This window comes from Brevibacterium sp. K11IcPPYGO002 (assembly GCF_050920635.1).
GTDB lineage: Bacteria > Actinomycetota > Actinomycetes > Actinomycetales > Brevibacteriaceae > Brevibacterium.
The window spans coordinates 3,658,634-3,683,579 of the sequence record NZ_CP131929.1 but is presented as its reverse complement, the minus strand read 5'-3'; the positions used below and the strand labels follow the sequence as shown (position 1 = coordinate 3,683,579).

21 protein-coding genes and 1 pseudogene are annotated in these 24,946 nt (G+C 63.1%); 11 read left to right on the top strand and 11 right to left on the bottom strand.

Annotated elements, in window-relative coordinates; all coding sequences use genetic code 11:
• The first annotated feature begins 122 nt into the window (after positions 1-122).
• From QYM46_RS16905 to QYM46_RS16895, 3 genes are all read left to right on the top strand, one after another.
• Positions 123-1,811, top strand: a complete 1,689-nt coding sequence (locus QYM46_RS16905; protein WP_432789893.1) for an L-lactate permease — start codon at positions 123-125, stop codon at positions 1,809-1,811.
• Positions 1,812-1,896: 85 nt separating this feature from the next.
• Positions 1,897-3,165 (top strand): alpha-hydroxy acid oxidase, encoded by a 1,269-nt coding sequence (locus QYM46_RS16900; protein ID WP_169253367.1) that lies wholly within the window; start codon positions 1,897-1,899, stop codon positions 3,163-3,165.
• Positions 3,166-3,353: 188 nt separating this feature from the next.
• Positions 3,354-4,376 (top strand): ABC transporter substrate-binding protein, encoded by a 1,023-nt coding sequence (locus QYM46_RS16895; protein ID WP_432791757.1) that lies wholly within the window; start codon positions 3,354-3,356, stop codon positions 4,374-4,376.
• A 326-nt stretch (positions 4,377-4,702) separates the two neighbouring features.
• On the opposite strand, the gene QYM46_RS16890 is transcribed toward QYM46_RS16895, so the two are convergent.
• Complete coding sequence (locus tag QYM46_RS16890; protein ID WP_432789892.1) at positions 4,703-5,086, bottom strand: MerR family transcriptional regulator; 384 nt, start codon at positions 5,084-5,086, stop codon at positions 4,703-4,705.
• Between the two features lie 53 nt (positions 5,087-5,139).
• Between QYM46_RS16890 and QYM46_RS16885 the strand changes: the two genes are divergently transcribed.
• Positions 5,140-5,709 (top strand): MFS transporter, encoded by a 570-nt coding sequence (locus tag QYM46_RS16885; RefSeq protein WP_432789891.1) that lies wholly within the window; start codon positions 5,140-5,142, stop codon positions 5,707-5,709.
• Positions 5,710-5,792: 83 nt separating this feature from the next.
• Here QYM46_RS16885 and QYM46_RS16880 read toward each other — a convergent pair.
• The 4 genes and pseudogenes from QYM46_RS16880 to QYM46_RS16865 all read right to left on the bottom strand — a co-directional run.
• Positions 5,793-6,059: pseudogene (locus QYM46_RS16880) on the bottom strand (hypothetical protein); the annotation flags it as partial.
• On the bottom strand, positions 6,028-7,041 hold the full coding sequence (locus QYM46_RS16875; protein WP_415711862.1) for a TniB family NTP-binding protein: 1,014 nt from the start codon (positions 7,039-7,041) through the stop codon (positions 6,028-6,030). The pseudogene QYM46_RS16880 and the gene QYM46_RS16875, both read right to left, overlap by 32 nt.
• Before the next feature lie 50 nt (positions 7,042-7,091).
• Positions 7,092-9,146 carry an integrase gene (locus tag QYM46_RS16870; protein ID WP_432789890.1) on the bottom strand — a complete coding sequence of 685 codons (2,055 nt, stop codon included), beginning with the start codon at positions 9,144-9,146 and terminating at the stop codon, positions 7,092-7,094.
• Between the two features lie 22 nt (positions 9,147-9,168).
• Entirely contained in the window at positions 9,169-9,828 is a 660-nt protein-coding gene (locus QYM46_RS16865; RefSeq protein WP_432789889.1) for a TnsA-like heteromeric transposase endonuclease subunit, read from the bottom strand.
• Positions 9,829-10,151: 323 nt separating this feature from the next.
• Between QYM46_RS16865 and dnaK the strand changes: the two genes are divergently transcribed.
• The 5 genes from dnaK (at position 10,152) to QYM46_RS16840 (ending at position 15,358) form a co-directional block, all read left to right on the top strand.
• Entirely contained in the window at positions 10,152-12,014 is a 1,863-nt protein-coding gene (gene dnaK / locus QYM46_RS16860) for a molecular chaperone DnaK (RefSeq protein WP_025780753.1), read from the top strand.
• Entirely contained in the window at positions 12,014-12,682 is a 669-nt protein-coding gene (locus QYM46_RS16855) for a nucleotide exchange factor GrpE (protein WP_432789888.1), read from the top strand. The genes dnaK and QYM46_RS16855 overlap by 1 nt, the downstream gene beginning before the upstream one ends.
• Positions 12,683-12,860: 178 nt before the next feature.
• Positions 12,861-13,877, top strand: a complete 1,017-nt coding sequence (locus QYM46_RS16850; RefSeq protein WP_169253362.1) for a DnaJ C-terminal domain-containing protein — start codon at positions 12,861-12,863, stop codon at positions 13,875-13,877.
• 14 nt (positions 13,878-13,891) lie between these two features.
• Entirely contained in the window at positions 13,892-14,332 is a 441-nt protein-coding gene (locus tag QYM46_RS16845; protein ID WP_169253361.1) for a heat shock protein transcriptional repressor HspR, read from the top strand.
• A 150-nt stretch (positions 14,333-14,482) separates the two neighbouring features.
• On the top strand, positions 14,483-15,358 hold the full coding sequence (locus QYM46_RS16840) for a DUF1206 domain-containing protein (protein WP_432789887.1): 876 nt from the start codon (positions 14,483-14,485) through the stop codon (positions 15,356-15,358).
• Positions 15,359-15,475: 117 nt separating this feature from the next.
• On the opposite strand, the gene QYM46_RS16835 is transcribed toward QYM46_RS16840, so the two are convergent.
• The 3 genes from QYM46_RS16835 to QYM46_RS16825 all read right to left on the bottom strand — a co-directional run bounded on the left by QYM46_RS16835 (position 15,476) and on the right by QYM46_RS16825 (position 20,538).
• Complete coding sequence (locus tag QYM46_RS16835; RefSeq protein ID WP_432789886.1) at positions 15,476-16,795, bottom strand: lipoprotein 17-related variable surface protein; 1,320 nt, start codon at positions 16,793-16,795, stop codon at positions 15,476-15,478.
• 242 nt (positions 16,796-17,037) lie between these two features.
• Entirely contained in the window at positions 17,038-19,203 is a 2,166-nt protein-coding gene (locus tag QYM46_RS16830; protein WP_432789885.1) for a hypothetical protein, read from the bottom strand.
• Positions 19,204-19,425: 222 nt separating this feature from the next.
• Complete coding sequence (locus QYM46_RS16825) at positions 19,426-20,538, bottom strand: diacylglycerol/lipid kinase family protein (protein ID WP_432789884.1); 1,113 nt, start codon at positions 20,536-20,538, stop codon at positions 19,426-19,428.
• Positions 20,539-20,619: 81 nt separating this feature from the next.
• Here QYM46_RS16825 and serS point away from each other — a divergent pair, with 81 nt between their 5' ends.
• The gene (serS, locus tag QYM46_RS16820) at positions 20,620-21,900 is read left to right on the top strand and encodes a serine--tRNA ligase (protein WP_432789883.1); all 1,281 of its coding nucleotides are present in this window, start codon (positions 20,620-20,622) and stop codon (positions 21,898-21,900) included.
• A gap of 121 nt (positions 21,901-22,021) precedes the next feature.
• A complete protein-coding gene (locus QYM46_RS16815) occupies positions 22,022-22,882 on the top strand; it encodes an HAD family hydrolase (RefSeq protein WP_432789882.1) in 861 nt (286 codons plus the stop codon).
• 68 nt (positions 22,883-22,950) lie between these two features.
• Here QYM46_RS16815 and QYM46_RS16810 read toward each other — a convergent pair whose 3' ends face one another.
• From QYM46_RS16810 to QYM46_RS16800, 3 genes are read right to left on the bottom strand one after another with little or no spacing between them, the layout of a single operon-like run.
• On the bottom strand, positions 22,951-23,793 hold the full coding sequence (locus QYM46_RS16810) for an HAD family hydrolase (RefSeq protein ID WP_432789881.1): 843 nt from the start codon (positions 23,791-23,793) through the stop codon (positions 22,951-22,953).
• The gene (locus QYM46_RS16805) at positions 23,790-24,359 is read right to left on the bottom strand and encodes a hypothetical protein (RefSeq protein WP_432789880.1); all 570 of its coding nucleotides are present in this window, start codon (positions 24,357-24,359) and stop codon (positions 23,790-23,792) included. Before QYM46_RS16805 ends, QYM46_RS16810 begins: the two co-directional genes overlap by 4 nt.
• Complete coding sequence (locus QYM46_RS16800) at positions 24,356-24,943, bottom strand: proteasome activator (RefSeq protein ID WP_432789879.1); 588 nt, start codon at positions 24,941-24,943, stop codon at positions 24,356-24,358. Before QYM46_RS16800 ends, QYM46_RS16805 begins: the two co-directional genes overlap by 4 nt.
• Between the last annotated feature and the right edge of the window lie 3 nt (positions 24,944-24,946).

The window sequence follows — 24,946 nt, the reverse complement described above, 5'->3', positions numbered from 1 at the left end:
ATGCTCACTTTAATGGTCTGACCTCATAAAGGCCATACTAAAAAATGTGATCATTCGAGCTCGGAGCGCGTTCACAGGGGAACGGACCCGTCGTGGGCATGCCCGGCCGTGTTGGAGAAGCCATGTACACACCCGAAATTGCGCCGGTGGCCGACAGCCTTCTGCGGTCGTCTCTGCTGGCGATCCTGCCGCTGCTGACGATCTTCATTACCCTCGGCGCGCTGAAGTGGAAGGCCCACTGGGCCGGACTGACCGCCGTCGGCGTCGCTCTCATCGTCGCGATCGCCGCCTACGGAATGCCCGTCGGGCTCGCCGCGCTGTCGGCGACGCAGGGGTTCGCCTTCGGACTGTTCCCGATCATGTGGATCGTCATCACCGCGATCTGGCTCTACGAACTCACCGTGCGCTCGGGCCACTTCGAAGACCTGCGGCTGGTCATCAACGTCATCTCAGATGACCCGCGCATCCAGGCGATCATCGTCGCTTTCTGCTTCGGCGGTCTCCTCGAGGCGCTCGCCGGATTCGGCGCCCCTGTGGCGATCACCGGTGTCATGCTGGTCGCCGTCGGCTTCACCGCCATGCGTGCTGCGGTCGTTGTCCTCGTGGCCAACACCGCGCCCGTGGCTTTCGGTGCGATCGCCATCCCGATCATCACCGCCGGCACCCTCACGGGAATCGACTACCAGGACATCGGCGCCATGGTCGGCCACCAGACCCCGTTCCTCGCCGCGGTCGTGCCGCTGTTCCTCGTCCTGCTCGTCGACGGGCGTCGCGGGCTCCGCCAGATCTGGCCCCTGGCCCTCGTCGTGGGCATCGCCTTCGGCCTCGCGCAGTACGTTTCGGCCACATTCCTCTCCGTCGAACTCACCGACATCATCGCTTCCCTGGTCGGCCTCGCCGCCGTCGTCATCATGCTCCGGTTCTGGAAGCCGAAGGGCGGACAGGAGGCACTCGACCGCATGGCCGACGAGCGCGAACACGAAGGCGCCGCCGCCCCTGACGCCGGCAGCGCTTCCGCAGCTGTGGCCACCGATGTGAAGAAAGAGACCGCACCGCTGACCGGGTCCCGGGTGTTCCTTGCGCTCTTCCCATACCTGCTGGTGATCGTCATCTTCTCCGTGGCCAAGCTCGTGCCGGCGCTGAACAACTGGCTGGCATCCACGGATGTGAAGATTCCGTGGCCCGGACTGAATGGGAACATCCTCGATGCCGCTGGCGAAGTCTCGACGAGCACGATCTACAACTTCCAATGGCTGTCTTCGCCCGGAACTCTGCTGCTCATCTCCGGTATCATCGTCGCGATCGTGTACAAGATGTCGGCGAAGGACGCCGTCGATGTCTTCATCGTCAACGTTGTGAAGATGAAGTTCTCGATCCTCACCGTCGGATCGGTTCTCGCACTGGCCTATGTCATGAACCTCTCGGGCCAGACGATCGCCATCGGCACCTGGATCGCCGGCACCGGTGCCTTCTTTGCCTTCCTCTCGCCGATCCTCGGCTGGCTGGGCACTGCTGTCACCGGTTCGGACACCTCGGCGAATGCACTGTTCGCCACTCTGCAGCAGACCGCCGCGCACGAGGCTGGACTCAATCCGCTGCTGCTCGTCGGCGCCAACAGCTCGGGTGGAGTCCTCGGTAAGATGGTCAGTCCGCAGAACCTCACCATCGCAGCCACCGCCGTCGGCCTGCTCGGCAAGGAGTCCTCGATCCTTCGCCGCGTCATCGGCTGGTCGTTGGGCATGCTCGTCGCCATGTGTCTGCTCGTCGGACTCCAGTCGACGGTGCTGTCCTGGATGGTGCCCTCCCACTGAGGCCCCCTCGCTGCCGTGGCGGCGACCGGACCGTCCGCACGAATCATTTCTCACCAACCACTGCCAAACAGAAGGAGCGATAAACATGGTCAAGAGGCAGATTCCTCAGCCGTCCGAGATCTTCGAACTGATGAAGTTCAAGAAGTTCGAACTCGACCCGAAGAAGCGCCGCTTGGAGAGCGCACTGACGATCGAGGACCTGCGGACGATCGCGAAGCGCCGGACCCCGGCCGCCGCGTTCGACTACACGGATGGTGCCGCCGAGGGTGAGATCTCGATGGAGCGCTCGGTCCAGTCCTTCCGCGATATCGAATTCCACCCCTCGATCCTCAAGGACGTCACGAACGTCGACACCTCGACCCAGATCATGGGCGGCAGCTCGGCCATGCCCTTCGGCATCGCCCCCACCGGGTTCACTCGGCTCATGCAGACCGAAGGCGAGACCGCCGGCGCCGGAGCCGCCGGGGCCGCAGGCATTCCGTTCACGCTCTCGACGCTGGGCACGACCTCGATCGAGGACGTGAAGAAGGTCAACCCGCACGGGCGCAACTGGTTCCAGCTCTACGTGATGAAGCAGCGCGACATCTCCTACGGTCTCGTCGAGCGGGCGAAGAACGCCGGATTCGACACCCTGTTCTTCACCGTCGACGCCCCCGTCGCCGGTGCACGCCTGCGCGATACGCGCAACGGCTTCTCCATCCCACCGCAGCTGACCCCGCAGACGATCCTCAACGCGATCCCGCGCCCTTGGTGGTGGTGGGACTTCCTGACCACTCCGAAGCTCGAGTTCGCTTCCCTGTCGGAGACCGGCGGAACGGTCGGCGAACTGCTCGACTCGGCAATGGATCCCTCGATCGATTTCGACGACCTCGCCGAGATCCGTGCCATGTGGCCCGGCAAGTTCTCCGTCAAGGGCGTGCAGACGCTCGAGGACGCGAAGAAGCTTGCCGACCTCGGCGTCGACTCGATCGTCCTGTCCAACCACGGCGGACGTCAGCTCGACCGGGCACCCGTTCCCTTCGAGCTCCTCCCCGAGGTGGCTCGTGAGATCGGCAAGGACGTGGAGATCATCATCGACACCGGAATCCGCAACGGTGCCGACATCGTCGCCTCCCTGGCGCTCGGTGCGGACTTCACCCTCATCGGCCGCGCCTACCTCTTCGGTCTCATGGCCGGCGGTCGGGAAGGCGTGGACCGGACGATCGAGATCCTCGGCGAGCAGGTCGAGCGCACCATGCGCCTGCTCCAGGTTGCCGATGTCTCCGAGCTCAACCCCTCGCATGTGACCCAGCTGCGTCAGTTCAATCGTGATGAGCGGGCCGAGATCATCAGTTCCCGACCTGCGAAGGGCTGATTCGCCGAGGCGGCTGACCGTCATCGCAATCCGCGGAGTGCAGGGGCGCCCGGGTAGGGCCAAGATCCCTGCCGGGTGCCTCTGCCATCTCCGCGAAGACGCCCGTTGCCGGATTTCATTCGTCCGCCTCTGGCTGCTCGCTGCGTGTCAACAGCGGCATTGGTTAGGGTAGGCTCATCTGTGTGAATCTGACGTTGAAGAATCGGGCGGTCGCAGCGGCCGCCTCCGCACTGACTCTTGCCCTGCTCGCCACCGGCTGTGCTGCCGAGGACGACAAAAGTGCCGACGGGGAGGCTGGCAACAAAGATGTTGCGACCGGAGGTGAGGCCTTCGGCACTGCTGATGAGGAGACCGCGAAGCTCGGCAGTGATGCCGAGGCCGGGGTCTTCCCGCGAACGGTCACGCATGCCAACGGCACGACCGAGATCGAGAAGAAGCCCGAGCGAGTCGTCGTTCTCGATACCGGAGAACTCGACGATGTCCTGTCGCTGGGCATCACGCCCGTCGGCATGGTGACGACCGAGGGCGCCAGTCCGGTGCCGAGCTACCTCGAAGACCAGGTCAAGGGAGTCGAGACGGTCGGCACGATTCAAGAGCTTGATCTCGAGAAGATCGCCTCGCTCGAGCCCGACCTCATCCTCGGCAGCCAGCTGCGGGCCGACAAGCTCTACGACGAGCTCGACTCGATTGCTCCGACGGTGTTCTCCATCCGCCCGGGATTCCCGTGGAAGGAGAACTTCCGCCTCGTCGGTGAGGCGATGGGCATGGAAGACGCGACGACGCAGGAGCTTGAGGACTACGCTCGTGAGGCCGGTGAGCTCAAGGACTCTGTCGACGGAGACTCGACGATCTCACTTGTGCGCTTCATGCCTGAGCGTCTGCGCCTCTACGCGAACCAGTCGCTCATCGGAGTCATTCTGAACGACGCGGGATTCAAGCGCCCGAAGAATCAGGACGTCGATGAACTCGCCGTCGAGATCTCACCGGAGAACCTCGACCGAGCCGCCGGAGACTATGTCTTCTACACCAGCTACGGCGACCCGGAGGCGACCGGGGAGAAGAAGGCGCTCGAGTCGAGCCAATGGAGGGGTCTCGACGCGGTCAAGGACGGCAAGGCCATCCGCGTCAACGACGATGTCTGGTTCCTCGGACTCGGACCCACCGGAGCCGGTCAGATCCTCGACGATCTGGAGGACCACCTCGGCGAGTGAGCGCAGCGCCCGCCCGAAACAAGCTGGCGTCCCCGGGTCACGCCAAATTGATGAACCCGCAGTCATTGCACCGAATCGTCATGATTCTCAAGTGGTTGCTCCGACAGATGTCATCTCGCCCACGGCTGCTCCGCCTCGCTCCGTCTGGTTGATATTGAGGTGATCTGGGCGGCACGGCGGCCTGCTTCTTCGGAATCGGCAGCCGATGTCTCAACGTGCCGCCGGCCAGGATGAGTGTGTAGGGGTGGATCTGTCGTTTTCAGCTGCGCAGCAGACGCGCAATAGAGTCACGAGCACGGAAAGTGCCGAGATGTGTCGAGCGGTGCTCAGTCAGTGCTGCTTCTGGCCGAGACGGTGTTGGCACCCGAGCATTCAAGGTAGGTCTCTACTGCGGCTCGGCTTCGAGTGAGGCATGCGATCTTCTCGTCAATCGTGTCGAGTTCGATGTGAAGCAGTCTGGCGAACTCGAGGTCACAGGAGTTGCCCCAGTTCGCGGGATCGTCTTGCGCGGTGAGAATGGCATAGATCAGTTTGGTTGGTACCCCGGATCGGATGAGGCTGGCGATGGAACGTGCCCGTTCGACATCGCTTGTGTCAAACGCGCGATACCCATTTGTGGATCGTTTCGCCTTCAGGAGTCCCTGGGATTCGTAATAGCGAAGCATCCGTGTCGACGTTCCGGACAGCTTTGCGAGCTCTCCGATTCTCATGCCGTCCTCCGTTGCTTGACATTGACATTGACGTCAAAGTTTAAGTTCGAGGCATGTCTGAATCAACTAGCACCGTCCTGCCCCTGCTGGCGTTGAGCGCGGCGACCTTCACGACAGTGAGCGCGGAGATGATGCCAACGGGCGTCCTGGACCAACTCAGCACATCGCTGTCGGTGGCGAACTCGACAGCGGGCCTGCTCGTGACCGTCTGGGCGATGACGATCGCGGTGACGGGAGTACCGTTCGTGCGCGCGACAATCAGGTGGCCGCGCAGAAGACTGGTCCTGGTCTCTCTCGGAACCATGAGTACGGCAAACGTCCTGACCGCCGTGGCGCCTCACTTCGCGTTCGCTCTGGTCTCGCGCGTAATCGGCGCAATGGCTCATGGAATCTTCTGGGCCGTGATCGTGGCATTTGCCGCAACTCTCGTTCCGCATGAGAGAGCGGGGAAGGCCCTGTCTGTCGTCTTGGCTGGTCCGACACTGGCGAACCTCGTCAGCCTGCCTGCTGGGGCGGCAATGGCGCATTCCATCGGATGGAGGGCGACCTTTGTCGTTTTGGCCGTCGCATGTGCAATGTGCGTTGTTGTCATCGCCCTTGTCATCCCTCCAGAATACCGCTGAGTCACGCTTGCGAGAAGATCTGAAATACGTGCCTGAGCAGTGTGAGCCTGAGCCCTGGTTTCGTTGGATACCCCGGTTCGAACACTCAATGGGGAACTGGGGCGCGCGAGTCGTTGCTCCACTCGCCACGGGGTGTAGGAACCCATTCGGAACCCGACTTCGCGAAACAAGGCTGCCGGTGAGACACCGAATCGGGAGGCTATGCGTGCCCACCAGCTCGAGAGGGTTTCATCGGGCTCAATGGGCAGTGCCAGTGGCCACGCGTCGAGGTCGTAGCCAGAGGTGATTCCTCGCAAGCGCGTCGATGCGCACTTGTCGTTAGGCTGTGCGGGCGCTGGTTTCGGCTGCATTGTCGATCGTGACCGCAGACAGAATCTCCGGGGTAATGGTTTCGACTCCGGTGGTGATCGCGAGGTAGCTAGCACGGTCGAGTAAGTTCGTCAGGGAACCAATGTGACCTTGTGTGCGACGATGGAGCTCCGCAGCCTGACGCACCAACATGCCAGGTTCTCCGTCGACGAGTAACAGGTGCTCTTCGAGCTTCGTCAGCAGGTGCGACCACGCGCGAGTTCCGGCATTGGTAGTGCGGTTAAACGGTGCGACCGGGACGCGGGTCGAACGGCGTGATGTTTGCGCATATGCGGCATCTTCTCCTATTAATCCTTCGTCGAAGAATCGCTTCTCAGCCAAACGCACACCCACATAGACGAACGTCACCGGCATCTCGTTCGCCAGGCCTTTCAGATGGTTGCTGACCTCGCGTCCATGGCGATGTTTGAAATCGATGAAGTGCAGATCGTCGATGACAATGAGCTGGGTTTCACAAGAGCGCACGCAATCGACCGCCAGTGCGCCCAACCGTGCGGTCGTCGCGCGATTGGCGCCTGGATGACCGTAGAAGGCGAGGATTTTCTGGTTCAATCCCTTGAGCGTGACACCCGCATCCAACGGGATGAACGCCACCGGCAACCGCTGATGACCGGCACCAGTCTTGGCACCGAAACGACGCAAAGTCTTGCGATGGTATTCCCTTGCGAAACGAGTCGCGATTGTGGTCTTGCCCAGTGCCGGGGCGGCATCGATCACGATCGATCCCCGTAAACGATCTCCATCGCGTCTGTTCGAGGCCATCACCTGGTCCATTACCGAGAACGCGCTACTCAATTGGACGGTCTTGACTGCCGGAGGATTCGCGTTCCACACCAACCGTGCTTCGTCGTAATCTTCTCGTTCCTCATCGCTCAGCCGATTCAACTCCGTTCGCGACAACTGTTCCAACTCCGGACGTGGGGCAGATTGAGCGAACGCGTCCCAGCCCTGTTTGGTCGCCATGTTGAAACGCTGTGGCTGATGCTCCCGCAACCACCGGGCCCACCGATTCGTCATTCGTCGAACACCTCAAAACCGTCCTGGTCAGGATGCTCTTTGTAATAGCGGGCAAATACATCGTCGAGATCATCAACGAGGTCCAGCTCATTTGCTTTGCGGTTCTTTCGGGCTTCGAGCAGATCGATCACCGCCGGCACAGACGCCGTCTCGCGTGCTTCGTGATTGTCGTCTTCGGTTGTGGACACGCCATGACTGCGGGTAGTGCTGAGGCGTAGAGCCAGCGACTTATCCCGGCGCGCTGTCACAGTGCCTTCATTCCATGAGTTCAGCAGGTCTTGGACGGCTTGGGTTGGGTCCACATGGCGATTGGACCGTAGCGCCAACCTCTTCGTGTACTTGGCCGCCTCCAGGGAAAACGGCTGGTCGAGCGCTGGTGCGTGCTCCCACTCCAACGGTTCAAACTCAAGAGTGTCTGGGTTCTGGAACCACACCCGTCGAACATCTTGAGCATCAACGAACAACGGCCACTTCCCAGCATGAACCCCCTTGTACGGGGACTTGGAGTTTCGATGCATATTCAACGCGGCACCGTCGTACCGGCGTCCGTCGATCTCGACACCATAGTGCTGGATCGAACGCCACGCGACGTCAAGAAAACTAAACGCCAGGTCCGGCGAACTCGGTACCAACACTCCGCCAGCCTTCGCCAGACCAATTTCGAACATCTCCGCAGGCGAGAACTCCGCGTTTGGCACCTCCGGAACGCTTAACCCTCGGTGCTTGGTGTAATGGTGGACTTGGCCAACCCATTCGCGAATGATCTGTTCAAGCTCTGCTACATAGTAGAAGGCTTGATCCTCGATGTCCGCTCCACGGTTGTAGACGTCCGGGCCCTTGTAGCCGGGAAGATGCTGCAAGAGGCCCTCGCGCAATGTCTTGAAGAACCGCTCGACTGTTGGCTTATCGGTGGGTTTGTGAGGAATTGCCGGCTGAATCGTGATGCCCAGCCGCGCGCAGGCCGAGGTCACATGCGACGACAGGTAGACCTTGCCGTGATCGACAACGATCGCTTCCGGCAAGCACGCCGGCAACCCAGCGACTCGTTCTTGAGACACACCATCCGGCTCTTCGGTACCGACGAGCACATTGCGCGGGACTCCATGGAACGGCCACGCACCGTCATCATCACCGTTCGGTTGTGGAGTCACACATTGGTACAGCGCATTCGCGACATCTGCTGCGGTCGTCGAGACAGGGGTCAATCGAAGACCCAGAATGCAACGAGTGAACAGGTCCTGAGCAACAGTCAGTTCGACAGGCACCCACCTCAAAGTGACCGGTTCCATCGCGAACACGTCTAGCGGCGTCGTATCCAGAACCACATACTCACCCGGCCGTGTCGCCCGTAACCTGCCATATGGGCCCCGGGGACGATCGGCAACTGACCGCCGCTGTTTACCACTTCCGAAAGCATGTCGACCCTTCGACAGCTCCTTCAGTCGACGATACGCACTAGACCGAGACGGAGTGCCCACCACTCCCGGCCCGTGCTGCTCGTCAACCCGTTGCTGGATCTTGTCTAAGACAACTCCCATCGTTGGAGTCGACCGCGATGTATATTCCGCCAAAACCTCGGCGCAGGCGGCATCCCACCGCGAATCGATACCCGTGGCGTAGCGTCCAGTCATTCGACTATCAGCAAGACCCGCCAAACCGCCGCTACGATAGCCGGTCATCCAACGCTCCAACGTGCGCGTCGACACCTGCGCCGAGACCGCAGCCTCTCGCAGTCGCTGCTTCAACGAGACATCACCGTCATACTCCAACAACGGGCGCACGACCTCAGCACGCTGATCCAACTTCGCCCGCTGAGCCGGACTCAAATCACTCAACACAACATTCGATGCAGGCTGAGACCCCTCATCTTCTGCAGCCTGAGTATCGTCACCGATGATTTTCGCGCCATCTAACAGCGACAGCGTCGCCACCGAACGGAACTTGTCGCCACGAGACAGTTGTGCGGCGGCCGCAGATATGGAAGCGATTTCCCACATTTCGCCTTCGAACCACACTTGTTTGCCCACCGAAAGTTCAACAACCGACGCCATCGGCGATCTCCTCAAATATTGCTCATACACGCTGGGATGTCCCCATCGCGGCATCGAGGCTTACCTCGTTTTCCCCTGACCACGCCCGAAAGCGGTCACCAAACGACATGCCGCCAGCTCCGTCGAATTCTCGTACATCCTGTGGCCCGAACATTTGGAGACGGCGACTTGCTCCGAGAGCCTTGATGTTCGCCAAACGGCGGGGATCGTCACCGGACCACACTTCGTATCGCCACCCTGCCGCTTCGCAAACCTGTCGTGTCCATGCGAATACAGTCGCGACTTTCGGCCGACTGACGAATTCGGCCGGTTTCACATCGACTACGGTCAATCGACCATCCGAGCCAGTCAGCAAGAAATCAGGTACGTGCCGACGAACCGCTTCACCGTCGCAGCCGCTCAACCACATCGGTTGGCCGGAGATCCAGACAACCCGAGGGTCGAAGTCCGCCACCCACAGTCGGTCAAGTTCCAACCGGCTCTCGTACGGTACGTGGCCGCCCGTAGTCGCAGACCAGAACAGACCCGGGTAGTGACGCTGACGTGCATAGGATCTGGGCGATCGGACCGGTAGACCCTTCGAAAGCCGGGTCTTATCTACAGCTCCCACAGTCGTCGTGACCGAGGAGCCCTCCTCGGTGCGATAGATCAATTCCGTCTCTAACAACGACTTCGTTGTCATACCTCCAGCTTCCTCGCTCCGACACGAAATTGAGAACTCCGACACGCCACCGACACAAAATTGAGATTCCGACACGAAAACCGACAACCTACAGGAGGGTCACTTCAATAATCTCTTCCCGGCCGGAATAAAACCGTCCTCATTAAAGTTGAGTCTGGTGTACGCAACTTTGATGAGGTCGACTTGACGGTCGAAACCTCGAAGAGAATACTTGAGTCCAGTTGGCTCAATGTGTGCGGTCGAGTGGTTCTGACTCAAGAACCGGAGCCGCCCGATCGCACACATTCGAGTCGCAGGAACTCACGAACAAAGGAGAGAACACTATGGCACGTGCAGTCGGAATCGACCTCGGAACCACGAACTCCGTCGTCGCCGTCCTCGAGGGCGGCGAGCCGAAGGTCATCGCAAACGCCGAGGGCGGTCGCACGACCCCGTCCGTCGTCGCGGTCAACAAGAACGGCGACTCCCTCGTCGGTGAGATCGCCAAGCGCCAGGCCGTCACGAACATCAAGAACACCGTCGCATCGGTCAAGCGCCACATGGGCACCGACTGGTCCACCGAGATCGGCGGCAAGAAGATGACGGCTCCCGAAGTCTCGGCCCGCATCCTCCAGAAGCTCAAGCACGACGCCGAGGAGTACCTGCAGGAGAAGGTCACCGACGCGGTGATCACCGTTCCCGCATACTTCAACGATGCTGAGCGCCAGGCGACGAAGGACGCCGGTGAGATCGCCGGCCTCAACGTCTCGCGCATCATCAACGAGCCCACCGCTGCCGCTCTGGCCTACGGCCTCGAGCGCGGCAAGGAAGACGAGCTCATCCTCGTCTTCGACCTCGGTGGCGGTACCTTCGACGTGTCCCTGCTCGAGGTTGCCAAGGACGAAGACGACTTCTCCACCATTCAGGTCCGTGCGACCTCCGGTGACAACCGCCTCGGCGGTGACGACTGGGATCAGCGCATCGTCGACTGGCTGGTCGAGCAGGTCAAGAACAACTACGGCGTGGACCTGACCAAGGACGCCACCGCTCTGCAGCGCCTCAAGGAAGCCGCTGAGCAGGCCAAGAAGGAACTGTCCTCGGCCACCAGCACGAACATCTCGCTGCAGTACCTGTCGATGAGCGAGAACGGCCCCATCCACCTGGATGAGACCCTCACCCGTGCGAAGTTCGAAGACCTGACCAAGGACCTCCTCGAGCGCACCAAGGCTCCCTTCCACGCAGTCATGAAGGACGCCGGCGTTTCCGTGTCCGACATCGACCACGTCGTCCTCGTCGGCGGTTCGACCCGTATGCCCGGCGTGACCCAGGTCGTCACCGAGCTCACCGGAGGCAAGGAGCCCAACAAGGGCGTCAACCCCGATGAGGTCGTCGCCATCGGCGCCGCGGTGCAGGCCGGTGTTCTCGTGGGTGAGCGCAAGGACGTCCTGCTCATCGACGTCACCCCGCTCTCGCTCGGACTCGAGACCAAGGGCGGCGTCATGACCAAGCTCATCGAGCGCAACACCCCGATCCCGACCAAGCGCTCGGAGACCTTCACCACCGCTGAGGACAACCAGCCCTCCGTGTCGATCCAGGTCTTCCAGGGTGAGCGTGAGTTCACTCGCGACAACAAGAACCTCGGCACCTTCGAACTGACCGGCATTGCTCCGGCTCCGCGCGGCGTGCCGCAGATCGAGGTCGCCTTCGACATCGACGCCAACGGCATCGTCCACGTGTCGGCCACCGACAAGGGCACCGGCACCGAACAGTCGATGACGATCACCGGCGGTTCCGCACTGCCGAAGGAAGACATCGACCGCATGGTCCGCGAGGCCGAGGAGCACGCAGAAGAGGACAAGAAGCGCCGTGAGGCCGCCGACGTCCGCAACAACGCGGAGAACCTCGCCTACCAGACCGAGAAGCTGCTGACCGACAACGCGGACAAGCTGCCCGAGGAGCTCAAGACCGAGATGCAGGGCGATGTCGACGCCGTCAAGGAAGCCCTCAAGGGTGAAGACGACGACGCCGTGAAGTCCGCCTACGACAAGCTCGTGGAGAACCAGCAGAAGATCGGCGAAGCCATCTACAGCCAGCAGGGCGGTGCCGAAGGTGCCGAAGCTGCCGGTGAAGGTACCGCCGATGCAGGCGCAGACGACGATGTCGTCGACGCCGAAGTCGTCGACGAAGAGGATGAGGAGAAGAAGTAATGACTGCCGAGGGCAACGACAAGTCGTCCGAGGAGCCAGGCTTCACCTTCAGTGACAAGCGCCGGGTCGATCCGAACACCGGTGAGGTCCGTCCCGAGGCCGACGCTGAGGCGGCCTCGGCCGGGGCCGGCGAGGAGCCGACCGCGGATCCGAACGCCGAGCAGGCAGCTGACGCCAGCGACCTCGGTGTGGACATCCCCGCCGACGCCTCGGGGCTTGAGGACATCGAGCCGGAGGCCGAGCCCGAACCGGGCTCGGACGCGGCGGGCTACCTCGCCGACCTCAAGCGCATCAACGCCGAGTATGCGGCCTACCGGATGCGCGCCGACCGCGAACGTGAGCGTGCGGCGCTCGGCGGCACGATCAAGGCCGTCGAGGCCCTGATCCCCGTGCTTGACGAGGTCAAGCTCGCTCGCGAGAACGGCGATGTCAGCGGGCCTTTCGAGACCCACGTGAACAAGCTCGTCGAATCGCTGAACAAGATCGGCGTCGAACAGTACGGGGAGGTCGGCGACGAGTTCGACCCGAACATCCACGAAGCACTCATGCAGCAGCCGTCGGATGAGGTCGAGAATCCGACGCTCTTCCTGGTCATGCAGCCGGGCTACCGAATCGGGGAGCGCATCATCCGCGCCGCCCGCGTCGGTGTCCAGCAGCCGGAGGACTGAACGACAACGATCGCCGAGGCGGCCGCCCGCCCCGTACGCCGGTTCACCGACGTACGGGGCCGGGGAACCGCCTCGGCGGCGGTCCGGATCTTCGGGGCAGTGCCCCGGGGATGCGGATTGTGAGAGGACAAGTGAATACCGTGATGACAGGATTGATTGGAAGGAAAGGAGGTGCCAGGTGAATACCGGACCTCAGAATGATTGGTTCGACAAGGACTTCTACAAAACCCTCGGCGTCTCCAAGGACGCTTCCGATGCCGAAATCAAGAAGGCCTACCGCAAACTCGCGCGCAAGTACCACCCGGACGCCAATCCCGGGGATGAGAAGGCCGAGGAGAAGTTCAAGGAGATCGGCCAGGCCCATCAGGTGCTCTCCGACAAGGAGTCCCGGGCTCAGTACGATCAGGTCCGTGCCATGGGCGGCGGTGCCCGGTTCAGCGCCGGTTCCGGCGGACCCGGAGGGGCTGCCGGCGGCGGATTCGACGACGTGTTCTCCGACCTCTTCGGAGGCGGCGGACGGACGCGAACCCGCACGACCTACGGCGGTGGGGGAGACGTTCCCCCGGATCTGGCGGATCTGCTCGGCGGATTCGGCGGAGGTTTCGGCGGTGGCGGCGGATACGGCGGCTACCAGCCTCCGGTCAAGGGCGGCGACATCAAGTCGAGCACGACGCTGTCGTTCACCGAAGCCATCGACGGTGCCTCGGTGAAGCTGAACATGCCCGGCGGGAAGCCGCTGACCGTGCGCACCCCGATCGGGGTCAAGGACGGACAGAAGATCCGCCTGGCCGGCAAGGGCAAGACCAGCCCCAACGGCGGTGAGCCCGGTGACGTCATCCTCACCGTGCACGTGAGCCCGCACCCGGTCTTCACCCGCGACGGTGACAACCTGCGGATGGACCTGCCCATCAGCTTCGACGAGGCGGCCCTCGGCGCCGAGGTCAAGGTGCCGACCCTGGGCGGAATGCCCGTCAAGGTGAAGGTTGCACCGGGGACGCCGTCGGGACGGACCCTGCGCGTGCGGGGCAAAGGTGTGAAGACGAAGAAGGGCACCGGCGACCTGCTGGCGACAGTCGAGATCGTGGCGCCGCAGAACCTGTCCAAGGAAGCCAAGCAGGCGGTCGAATCGTTCAGGGCCGCCACCGAAGGTGAGGATCCACGCGCCGGCTTGCTGGACAAAGCCAAGGCCAGTTGAGGTGGTGAATCACAATGCACATTTCATCGAGTGCGGCGGTGTATGTCATCTCGGTGGCCGCGGATCTGGCGGGCATGCACCCGCAGACGCTGCGGCAGTATGACCGCCTGGGTCTCGTCATTCCGGAACGCACTGCGGGCCGAGGCCGGCGTTACTCAGGGAAGGACATCGCCAAGCTGCGACTGATCCAGCAGCTGTCACAGGACGAGGGAGTCAACCTCGTCGGGATCAAGAAGATCATCGATCTGCAGAATCAGGTCGATGCGCTCAAGAGCCGCAATGAGGAGCTCGAGGACGAGGTTCGAGCACGCCGGTCGGCGCAGGAGCGCGATGCACGTGTCTTCGCGGCCGGCACCGCGGGCGGGGATGTCGTCTCGATCTCGAGGGGACGTCGCCCGCAGGGTCGTCCGGAGCCTGGAGCCCTGGTGCTGTACAACCGGTACCGGCGCGGCTGAGTCGGCAGTCGCCGGTCAGTGTCAGAGCGATCGGATCTGAGGCGGAGTGCGAACCCATCTGGGTATTCGCGCTCCGCCTCTTCGCATCTGTCCGAGGATTCTGCCTGTTTGCGGCGCAGAAGAGGACAGGTGCTGTGCGACACTGACTCTGTGGACGAGAAAGAGAAGGTTCGACAGGTCGCCGACAGCGCTGATTCGGCGGCTCAGGAAGCCGCAGACAGCCGCTGGTTCGAGCGGGTGGCCCGAGCGGGATTCATCGCCAACGGATTGGTCCACGCCATCCTCGGCGCGACCGCTGTGACGATCGGGCTGGGGCAAGGCGGCGGCGACGCCGACCAGGCAGGAGCTGTCGGCCAGATCGCTGCGCAGCCCTTCGGCATGGTGCTCATCATCGTCTGCTTCCTCGGCTGTGCGTTGATGGCTTTGTGGTGCCTGGTCAACGCGTTCTTCGGCTCAGCATCGCTGCGTGGCGCTGGTACTCGGGATCCGCAGGAGAAACAGGGGAGGAAACAGTGGACCGACTTCTTCACGGTGGTCGGTTCTGCCATCGCCTATGTAGTCGTGGCGGCAACCTTCTCCCAATTCGTCTTCGGCGGAGGAGCGGATTCGGGTAAGTCGAGTTCACAGGCCTCGACGACGGTGGCGAAGGTGCCGGGTGGACTGTATATCCTCATGGCCGTCGGCGCCGTGATTGCGATCATCGGCATCGTATTCTGTGTCAACGGTCTGCGGCGGAAGTGGAAAGACGAGCTGCGTCGGCCGCGCAGCGCGTTCACTCGCTTCCTCGTCGGCTTCACAGGCATCGTCGGGTATCTGGGCAAGGGCGCGACGCTGCTGTCGGTGGGCATCCTCATCGTGGTGTCCGCGGCGACCGGTGATCCGGAGGAGTTCACCGGAATCGACGGTGCGCTCAAGGGCATGCGCGATCAGCCGTTCGGGCCGTATCTGCTGTTGGCTGTGGGTCTCGGCCTGGTCCTCTACGGAGTCTTCCTCGCCCTGCGCTCGAGGTACGACCGCATGGAATGAGCTGTCTTCTGCCCGGCATCGCTGAGACGACGAAGGGCGCGAACCCGATCGGGTTCGCGCCCTTCGTCGTCTCACACCTAGCTCAATCGAGCCCGGGCGAGCTCAGGTCAGTCGCTATCAGATCTCAGCGGGATCCTGGGCGACCTTCTTGCGGCGCATGGTCATGGCGACCGCGACTCCACCGATGAGGAGGAGGCCGGCGCCGCCGACGAGACCGGTCAGCTCGGTACCGGTGCGAGGCAGGTCCCCGCCGTTGCCGGCATCTCCGTTGTCGCCATCGTCGTTGCCGTCTTCATCGCCGTCGCCGCCACCGGCGTTCGGGTCGTCCTCGACCGAGAAGTCACCGGTCAGTTCGTCATCGCCGCAGGTGACGGTGACGTCGTAATCGCCGATGTAGGCCGAGGCGTTGGAGGCGCTGGTGCCGTAGACGTTGACGTTGGCCTTGCCTTCGTCGTCAGCCTGGACGGTCTTGTCGAAAGCGGTGACGCTCGACTCGCCCTTCGGGTTGACGAGGAAGCGGACGTCTTCACCGGGCTCGCAGTTCTCGACGGCGAGGGTGACGCCCTTGTCGTCCTTGACGAAGTCAGCAGGAGTGATCGACTCGGGGGAGACGGTCAGCTTGGCTTCTTCAGCAGGAGTGGAGGGGGCTTCGGTCTCGTCTTCGGTGATGGTGAAGTCCTGAGCCGGGGAGTTGGTCTCGGACTCCTGGTCGACACCCCAGACCGAGTAGTCGCCGGCCGGGAGTTCGCCGTCGCCCTCGAACTTCAGGGTTGCGGAGACCTTTCCTTCGTCGTCGGCTTCGACTTCCTGGGTCGCAAACGGCGACGTTTCGTTGCCGCCGACGACGGTGACCGTGCCGTTCGGGGTGAAGCCCTCGCCGGTGACCTTGATGCCGTTGTCCGCGAACTCGCTCTGTGTGAACTCATCGGCGTTGAGCGAGACCGTCGGGTCGACCTCGGGAGCCTCGGGCTCGTCTGCGTCGTCGACGACGGAGAAGCTCAACCCGTCATAAGTGCGTTCTTCGTCGTCGCGAGTGATCGTGACGGAGAAGTCAACCGTACCGTTCTCGATGTCCTCGGCGGGCTGAGTGGAGTAGATGTTGTATTGGAAAGTATCGCCTTCAGCAGTTCCGGCTTCGCCAGTGAGCGAATCCGAGATCTTGTCTCCGGCCTCAAGGTCGGTGATCGTGACGACGATTCCCTTTTCCTTGTTGGCGAGATCCTCGGCGGTGATTTCCTTGGGGGAGGTCGTCACCTTCGCCTCGATAGCCTGCGCATCAGCCTCAGGTGACTCAGACGGAGTGCTCTCCTGGGCGTCGCCGGAGTTCTTGACGACAGTGTGTGAGTAGCTGCCCGAGTTAGGGGCAGCGATGACTGGGGATGCGGCCAGGCCGGTGATGGCGATGGCCACCGCGGGTGCGAGGGCGAGCTTCTTCATGTATTTCCTTAGAAAATTACAGCTGGGTGTGAAGTATTACGAATGTAACAGTAATGCAACATTCACCACACGCATAGTTGTGGTCGTTTTGTTCAGCTCTGAGTTCGGTTCTGGCGCAGAGTTCATTCTGCATTCATCCGAGCCGCCGATATCTCACGGGCTGCGCGACAGGCAGAGGGGCGGCTCAGCACACGCTGAGCCGCCCCTCTGCCTGTCGTTCTAGGCTGACTGCCTGTCTCGGATCAGAAGCTCGTCGGAGTCTGTCCGAATTTGTTCTTGCGGCCGGTCAGCGCGATCGCGGCACCACCGACGAGGAGGAGCAGGGCGCCCGTCGTCAGTCCGCCGAGGTCGGCACCGGTGCGCGGCAGCTGGCTGCCGTCGTCTCCACCGTTTCCGGCGTTCCCGTTGTCGCCGCCGTCCGAGCCGCCGCCGTTGGCGCCTTCGGTGACCTTGAAGGAGTCCTTCATGGTGTCATCGCCGCAGGTTGCAGTCGCGGTGTAAGCGCCGACGTAGGCCGAGGCGTTCGAGGAGGTGCCGAAGACGTTGACGGAGGCATTGCCTTCGTCATCAGCCTTGACGGTGTTCTCGTAGGCCGTGACGTTGATGCCCTTCGGATTGACCTCGAAGTGGACATCTGCGCCCGGTTCGCAGTTCTCAACGGCGAGGGTGACGCCCTTCTTGTCGTTGGCGAAGTCCGCGGCCTCGATCGTCTTCGGCGAGACCTTGAAGGTCGCCTCGGCGGGAGCCTCGGTCTCACCATCGTCGTCGCCGACAACGTTGATGTTGCCGTTGAGAGTCTCCGACTCGCTGCCTTCGCGGTCGATGGTGACGGTGAACGGAACCTTTCCGACCTCGAGGTTGTCGGGGTTGCCCTCGTACCAGAGGTGGAGCTTGTAGTCGCCATCGGCATCAGCGGTCTCGCTCTTGCCGCTGAGCGAGTCGGTGATCGTGTCGCCCTTCTTCACGCCGGAGACGGTGACGGTCACGCCCTTGTCCTTGTTGGCGAGATCCTCGGCGGTGATCTCCTTGGGGTCGACCTTGAGCGAGGCGTCGATCGGATCGACGGCGTCGTCTTCGGTCACAGTGATCTCGACGGAATCGGACTCTTCGCCGGACTCGTCGTCGACGAAGGTCAGCGAGTACTTGCCTGCTTCGATTGACTCGGGTGCGATCACGGCGCCCTCGACATTGCCGTCCTCGTCGGCACGAAGCTCATCGGCCTGAGTGGCTGCGGCACGCTGGGCCGAGACGGCTTCGCCCTTGACGCTGACGGTCCCATCCGGAGAGAAGCCGGTTCCCCTGAACTTCAGTCCGTCCTTCTTGAAGTCCTCGAGGGAGATCGTCTTCGAGTCGACCTTGACGGTCGGGTCGACGTTTGGGTCTTCATCAGCGTCCTCGACGACGTTGATTTCGCCATTGAGTTCAGCTGAGTCGGTGCCTTCGCGTTCGATCGTGACAGTGAAGGGAACTTTGCCCTCTTCTAGGGTATCGGGGTCCTTCGTGTAATAGACGCTGAAGGTGAAGTCGCCGTTAGCGGACACAGTCTTTGTCTTATTGGTCAGGTTGTCGGTGACTTTGTCGCCCTCTTTGAGGTTGGTGAGAGTGACCTCTACACCCTTGGACTCATCAGCAAGGTCCTTAGGGGTGATCTCATCCGGCGATACCGAGAGGTCTGAGTTGATCGGATCGACCGTCTCGTCCTGGAGTAGTGAAACCTCAGAATTTTCAGTGGTCGACGGGACGCCTTCCCGCTGCACCTGGACGGAGAAGCTCACAGACTCCTGCGTGACTTCCTTGGCAGAGCGCAGCTTCAGAGTCGCGGACGAACCCTGAGCGGTCGTGGCAGGGCCGGTCAGGCCGGACTTGGCTGAGACCTTGTCGCCCTTCTCGAGGCCGGAGACCTTGACGGTTACGCCGTCCTCGGCGAGTTCTTCCGCGGTGACCTCACCCGAGGTGACCTGCACGGAGGCGTTGATCGGGTTGGCCTTGTCCTCGGACTGGTCATCGTCCTCGGCACCCTTGTCCTCGTCCTTGGGTGCAGGAGCGGGCTTCGGATCGACCTTCTTCGGAGGCGCCTTCGCCTCGTCCTTCTCATCCGCCTTGTCCTCGGCGGCCTTCTTCTCGTCCGCCTTCTTCTTGTCAGCGGCCTTCTTGGCGGCCTCGGCTTTCTCCTTGGCCTTCTTTTCGGCAGCCGCTTTCTCTGCCGCTGCCTTCTTCTCGGCTTCGGCCTTCTCAGCTGCGGCCTTCTCGGCCTCTTCCTTCTTGGCTTTGTCGGCTTCGGCCTTCTTCTGCTCGGCAGTCTGCGTCGATGCCGACTGAGCGGACGTCGATTCCGCGGCGGCGACCGGGCTCGCGACAAGCCCGGTGAACGCGAGCGCGACTGCCGGCGCGAGGATGATCTTCTTCATGGGTGTGCCTTCAATCTCTGTGGCGAGGGGTGTGATACGGCACTCATCCTAGGTTCTGAGGGTTTTCCAAACTATTTCTGTACGTTTTGTTCAGGTGTAATTGCTGTAACGCTTAGGTGAATTCCTTTTACCGTTTCGTGACCTACTGGTCGGTAAAGGAATGACTGTCGGGGCCGCCTCGGCGAGAGGAATCGGCGCCCGCGCCAACTCAGCGGTTCCGGGCTAGACCGGCCATGCCTCGGCGCGGATCTGCTTGCGCTGTTCGACGGTCGGCACACGGACGGTCAGAGCCGCGGGGGCGACCTCCATCTCGAGGTACGACGACTGACCCAGCGGATCCCCGTCGAGCTGGATATCAACGTCGTCACCGGCTTCGATGACGACCTTGCGGCACTTCCGGATGTTCGTGTGCAGCCCGCGTGAGGCCCGACGGCCGGCGATCGATGCGAGCACGCCGACCCATTGGCCGAGGTTCTTGGGGCTGACGATGAGCACATCGAGCATGCCGTCGTCGATGACTGCCTGCGGCAGCAGCTGGATGCCTCCCTGCAGGCGGCCGCAATTGCCGCCGAGCACCGAACGGACCCTCGCAGAGACCCGATATTCGTCGTCGAACGTGACTTTGACATGACTGGGCTTGCCGGTGAGTTTCCGTGATCCGGCCTCGACGTAGGCGAGCCAGCCGAGGCGAGCCTTGAGGTCGTCGCTGGTGTCGGCCATGACCGCGGCATCGAAGCCGAGCCCGGTCATCACGGTGAAGATATGGATATCGCCGTCCGGATCGGTCTTCGCCGTCCCCACGTCGATCTCGCGATTGCGTCCCCAAAGGGCGATCCGCAGCGCCCACTCGGTCTTGTCGAGGACGAGGTCGATATTGCGGGCGAGCAGATTCCCGGTCCCCAACGGCACGATCCCCATCGGGGTCGAGGTCCCCGCCAGCGCCGAGGCGACAGCGCGGATGGTGCCGTCCCCGCCGGCGGCGATGACGACGTCGACCCCCTCGTCGAGGGCGCGGACCGCGGCCCCTTCCCCGGTGTCCTCAGGGGTGGTCTCGAGCACGAGCGGAGGGTTCCATCCCTCGAAACGGCAGATCGCCTCGGCGGTGGAGGCCAGGTTGTGCACATCGGTCTTCGTGGGGTTGACGATGAGCGCGGCACGGTACCGGGCGGCGTCATCGACCACCTCGTCGGAGAGATTCGCCGGGTGGGCGCGTCTCATCGTGCTGAGCGTGCGTCGCACGCCGGTGCGACGGCCGATGAGGAACACGGCCGCGAGCACAGCGAGTGCGCCGACGATGATGACCCAGGTCATCAGGGGATCCAACTCGATGATCATGGCCCAAATGTACAGTGCGGAACTCAAATGCGAGCTGAGGGTCGAATATCGAAAACACGCCCGGCCCGTTAAGCTGAGAGGGTGATCGATCTAGCGCTTCTCAGAGACAACCCGGCCCTGTTCAAGGCATCGCAGGAGGCTCGCGGGGCATCCGTCGAGCTCATCGACGAAGTCATCGCCGCCGATTCCGCTCGTCGTGCGGCCATCACCGCGTTCGAAGACGCACGTGCGGATCAGAAGTCCTTCTCCTCCCAGATCGCGAAGGCGTCGAAGGAGGACAAGCCGGCACTCATCGCCGAAGGCAAGGCGAAGTCCGAGACCGTGAAGTCGCTGTCGGCCGAGTCGGAAGAAGCCACGTTCGCCTTCGACCAGCTCGTGTCGAAGGTCCCGAACCTCATCATCGACGGCATCCCTGCCGGCGGGGAAGAGAACTTCGTGACGCTCAAGACCGTGGGCGTTCCCCGTGATTTCACCCCGGACGGCTTCGAACCGCTCGACCACCTCGAGATCGGTGAGAAGCTGGGGGCCATCGACACTCAGCGGGGAACGAAGGTCTCCGGTTCGCGTTTCCACTACCTCACCGGCTTCGGCGCGAAGCTGGAGATGGCTCTGCTCAATCTTGCGCGCGATGTCGCCGAGGAAGCCGGGTTCAACCCGACCATCACCCCGACCCTGGTCCGCCCCGAGGTCATGCGCGGCACCGGGTTCCTCGGTGAGCACGCCGACGAGGTCTACCGTCTCGAAGCCGACGATCTGTTCCTCGTCGGCACCTCCGAGGTGCCGTTGGCCGGCTACCACATGGACGAGATCATCGACCTGACCGACGGTCCGCTGCGCTACGCCGGCATCTCCTCCTGCTACCGCCGCGAGGCCGGCTCGTACGGGAAGGACACCCGCGGAATCATCCGGGTCCACCAGTTCCAGAAAGTCGAGATGTTCGCCTACGTCCCGGTCGAGGACGCCGAAGCCGAACACGAGCGCATGCTGTCGCTGCAGGAGAAGATGCTCGGACTGTGCGAACTGCCCTACCGGGTCATCGACACCGCTGCCGGCGACCTCGGCGATTCCGCCGCCCGCAAGTTCGACTGCGAGGCCTGGGTGCCGACTCAGGGCACCTACCGGGAACTGACATCGACGTCGAACTGCACGACCTTCCAGGCTCGCCGCCTGCAGATCCGCGAACGCCGCGAGGGTTCGACCCGCCCGGTCGCCACCCTCAACGGAACCATGGCCAACACCCGCTGGTTGGTGCCGATCCTCGAGAACCATCAGCAGGCAGACGGCTCGGTCACGGTGCCCGAGGCACTGCGGCCCTACCTCGGCGGGATGACCGCGCAGGGACCGGAGGGACCGCGCTACTGAGGCCGGACCCGGTCACGGGGCACTGACCGTTTCGGGGGACTCGGCGGGACTCGGCTCTTCTCGGTTGGGTTTAGCCGCCTCGGCGCCGGGAAGAACGACGACAAGAAGATTGACGCATACGTTGGGAGACACCTTGACCCCGCACCTCATCGCACTCGATGTCGACGGCACGATCGTCGGTTACGACGGATCTCTGTCGGAGTCGGTGAGGCAGGTGCTCGATCGGCTCGCCGAGGAGGGCCACCACCTTGTGATCTCCACCGGTCGTGCCCTGCCGGGCGCGCTCGAGGTCGTCCATGCGCTCGACCTCAAGCACGGTTTCGTCGTGTGCTCGAACGGATCCGTCGTCGTCCGCCTCGACCCGGAGCTGCCGCTGGGGTGGGAGCTGCACCATGTCGTGTCCTTCGACCCGAAGGATGCACTCGAACAGATGCACGCGGGACTGCCGACGGCGCTGTTCCTCGTCGAGGATCCGGACCTGCACCGGTGGGCGTCCGGAGCGTTCCCGGTCGGTGAGCTCGCCGAATCCGACACGCTCGACATCGTCGACTTCGACGAGCTGCTGACCAAGCGGGCCACCCGCATCGTCATGCGCGAGGTCAATGGCACCGCCGAGGAGTTCGCGGCCGCCGTGGACTCGCTCGGACTGCATGAGGTCAGCTACTCGGTGGGCTGGAGCAACTGGCTCGACATCGCGCCGGACGGGGTCTCGAAGGCCAGCGGGCTGGAGATCGTGGCCGACGAGCTTGGGATCGAGCACGCCCACACTGTGGGCGCCGGAGACGGGCTCAACGACCTCGAGATGATCGAATGGGTCGAGCACGGAATCGTCATGGGCCAGTCGAAGGACGAGCTCAAGGTGCTCGCGAGCGTGGTCACCGATTCAGTCGCCGACGACGGCCTGGCAGTGGCGTTGGTCGACTACTTCGGCATGGACACTGCGCTCCTCGAAGCAGAGGGCACCACGAACACCCGCCCCTAATTACTACCTGACGGCGGCCCAGCAACCTCGCGCGAGGTTGCTGGGCCGCCGTCACGTAGCAATAAGGACTAGTTGGGGCGGGCGTCCAGGACGGCGTCGAGGTAGCGGGCGACTCCGTCGTCGTCGACTTCGTCGGTGACCGCCGCGGCGATCGCCTTGACCGATCCCAGTGCATTGCCCATCGCGACTCCGTGCCCGGCCCACGACAGCATCTCGATGTCGTTGGGCATGTCCCCGAACGCCATCACCTGCGACCGCCCCACGCCGAGGTGGTCGCACAGGTCCTCAAGCGTCTTCGCCTTCGTGATCCCGAACGGGGCGAGTTCGACGAGCCCGTTGTCCGGTTCGGAGAACGAGGCATGGCAGGTGCCGTCGACGAGCGGATCGATGAGGTCGTGCATCGCCTGCGAATCGCTCGTCGCCAGACGCACCAGCACCTTGACGACGTCTTCGCCGGCGAGTTCGGAGACATCATCGATGATCCGGGCCTCTCGCGGCCGCCCGGTGACGAATTCCCGGTCGATGAAACCGCCGTTGAGGGTCTCGTAGGCGAACCGGGCCTCGGGATGGTCGACGCGCACAGCCGCGATGATCTCCGTCAGCGACTGTGCGTCGATGGTGTGGGCGTCGACGACGGACTGAGAGGCGATGTCATAGACGACCGCTCCGTTGACGCACACGACGCGTCCGAGGTCGGGGATCTGCTCGGCGATCGGCGCCAACCACCGCATGGGCCGCCCGGTGACGAGGACGAAGGGAATTCCCGCGTCCTGGCAGCGGTGGATCGCATCGATCGTGGCCGTCGAGATCGGCTTCCAGTTCAGCAGCAGTGTCCCGTCGATATCGCTGGCGACGAGGCCGAGGTCGAAATCGTCAGGCGGCAGGATGTCGGGGCTGATCGGAGGTCTCATGATGCCTCTACCCTAGCGAGAATCTCCTGCGCCCGCCCCAGCAGCTCCTCGGCATCCGAGATGAATCGAGCCGTGGCCTCGGCGCTCGAGCCGATCGACCGGCCCGTCGGCCCGTCCGACCGTGCCATCGACGCCGCAAGCACCGCCTCACCGACCTTCGACGAGGCCTTCGTCAGCAGCTCCGGCACGTCGCCGACGACCTGCCGAGTGGGCCCGGGCACCACCTGACCGGTGACGGGGCAGCGGGCGTGGAGGGTCGCCGTCAGGTCGTCGACGACATCGACGAGTGCGTTGAGCCGGTGGGTGCCGTCGACGATGACGTCGATCGGATCTTTCGCCGAGGCGGCCGTGGCCCCGCCGTCGGATGTGTCCGCCGAGGCGGCTGACGAGGTGGTGCTGTCACCGGTGCCCCGTGCTTCGTGGAGGGCCACCGCGGTGGTGTAGTACCGGTCGACGGCGCGGATGAAGCGGTCACGGTTGTGCCGCCACAGACCGGTGCCGAACCGGTCATCGTCCTTGACCGCGGTCGGCGCTTTCCTGCGCAGACCGGAGAAGAAGCGCTTCACAGATAGTTGCCGGTGCCGTGGTCGTCGCGATCCGACTCTTTCTTCTCGCCCGACTGCCCGTCGGCCGGTGTCATCCCGGGCGGGACCATTCCCGGAGGCAGCTGACCGCGACCGGCCATCTGCTGAGCCATGGCCTGCTGAGCCACGATCGCCGTCTGGATGCCGTGGAAGAGACCCTCTAACCAGCCGACGAGTTGGGCTTGGGCGATCCGCAGCTCCGACGTCGTCGGGGGACCGTTGGCCGAGTCGAAGGGCAGGTCGAGGCGTTCGAGCTCCTCGATGAGATCCTTCGACAGGCCCTCTTCGAGTTCGTCGATGGACCGACGGTGGATCTCGGCGAGACGTTCGCGTCCCTTCTCATCGAGCTCGGTGCCGCGAACCTCGTCGAGCAGCTGCTTGACCATGGTGCCGATGCGCATCACTTTCGCCGGCGACGAGACATCCGCCTGATCCTGTTGCGCCCGCGCCAGACCGGACTGCACACTGTCGGCGTTCGCCGCACCGTCTGTGTTCGCAGCATCCTCGGTGCGCATCTCACCCGCGGAGTTCCGGACGCCCTCGGCGGAGTCGGGAGTCTCACTCATCGG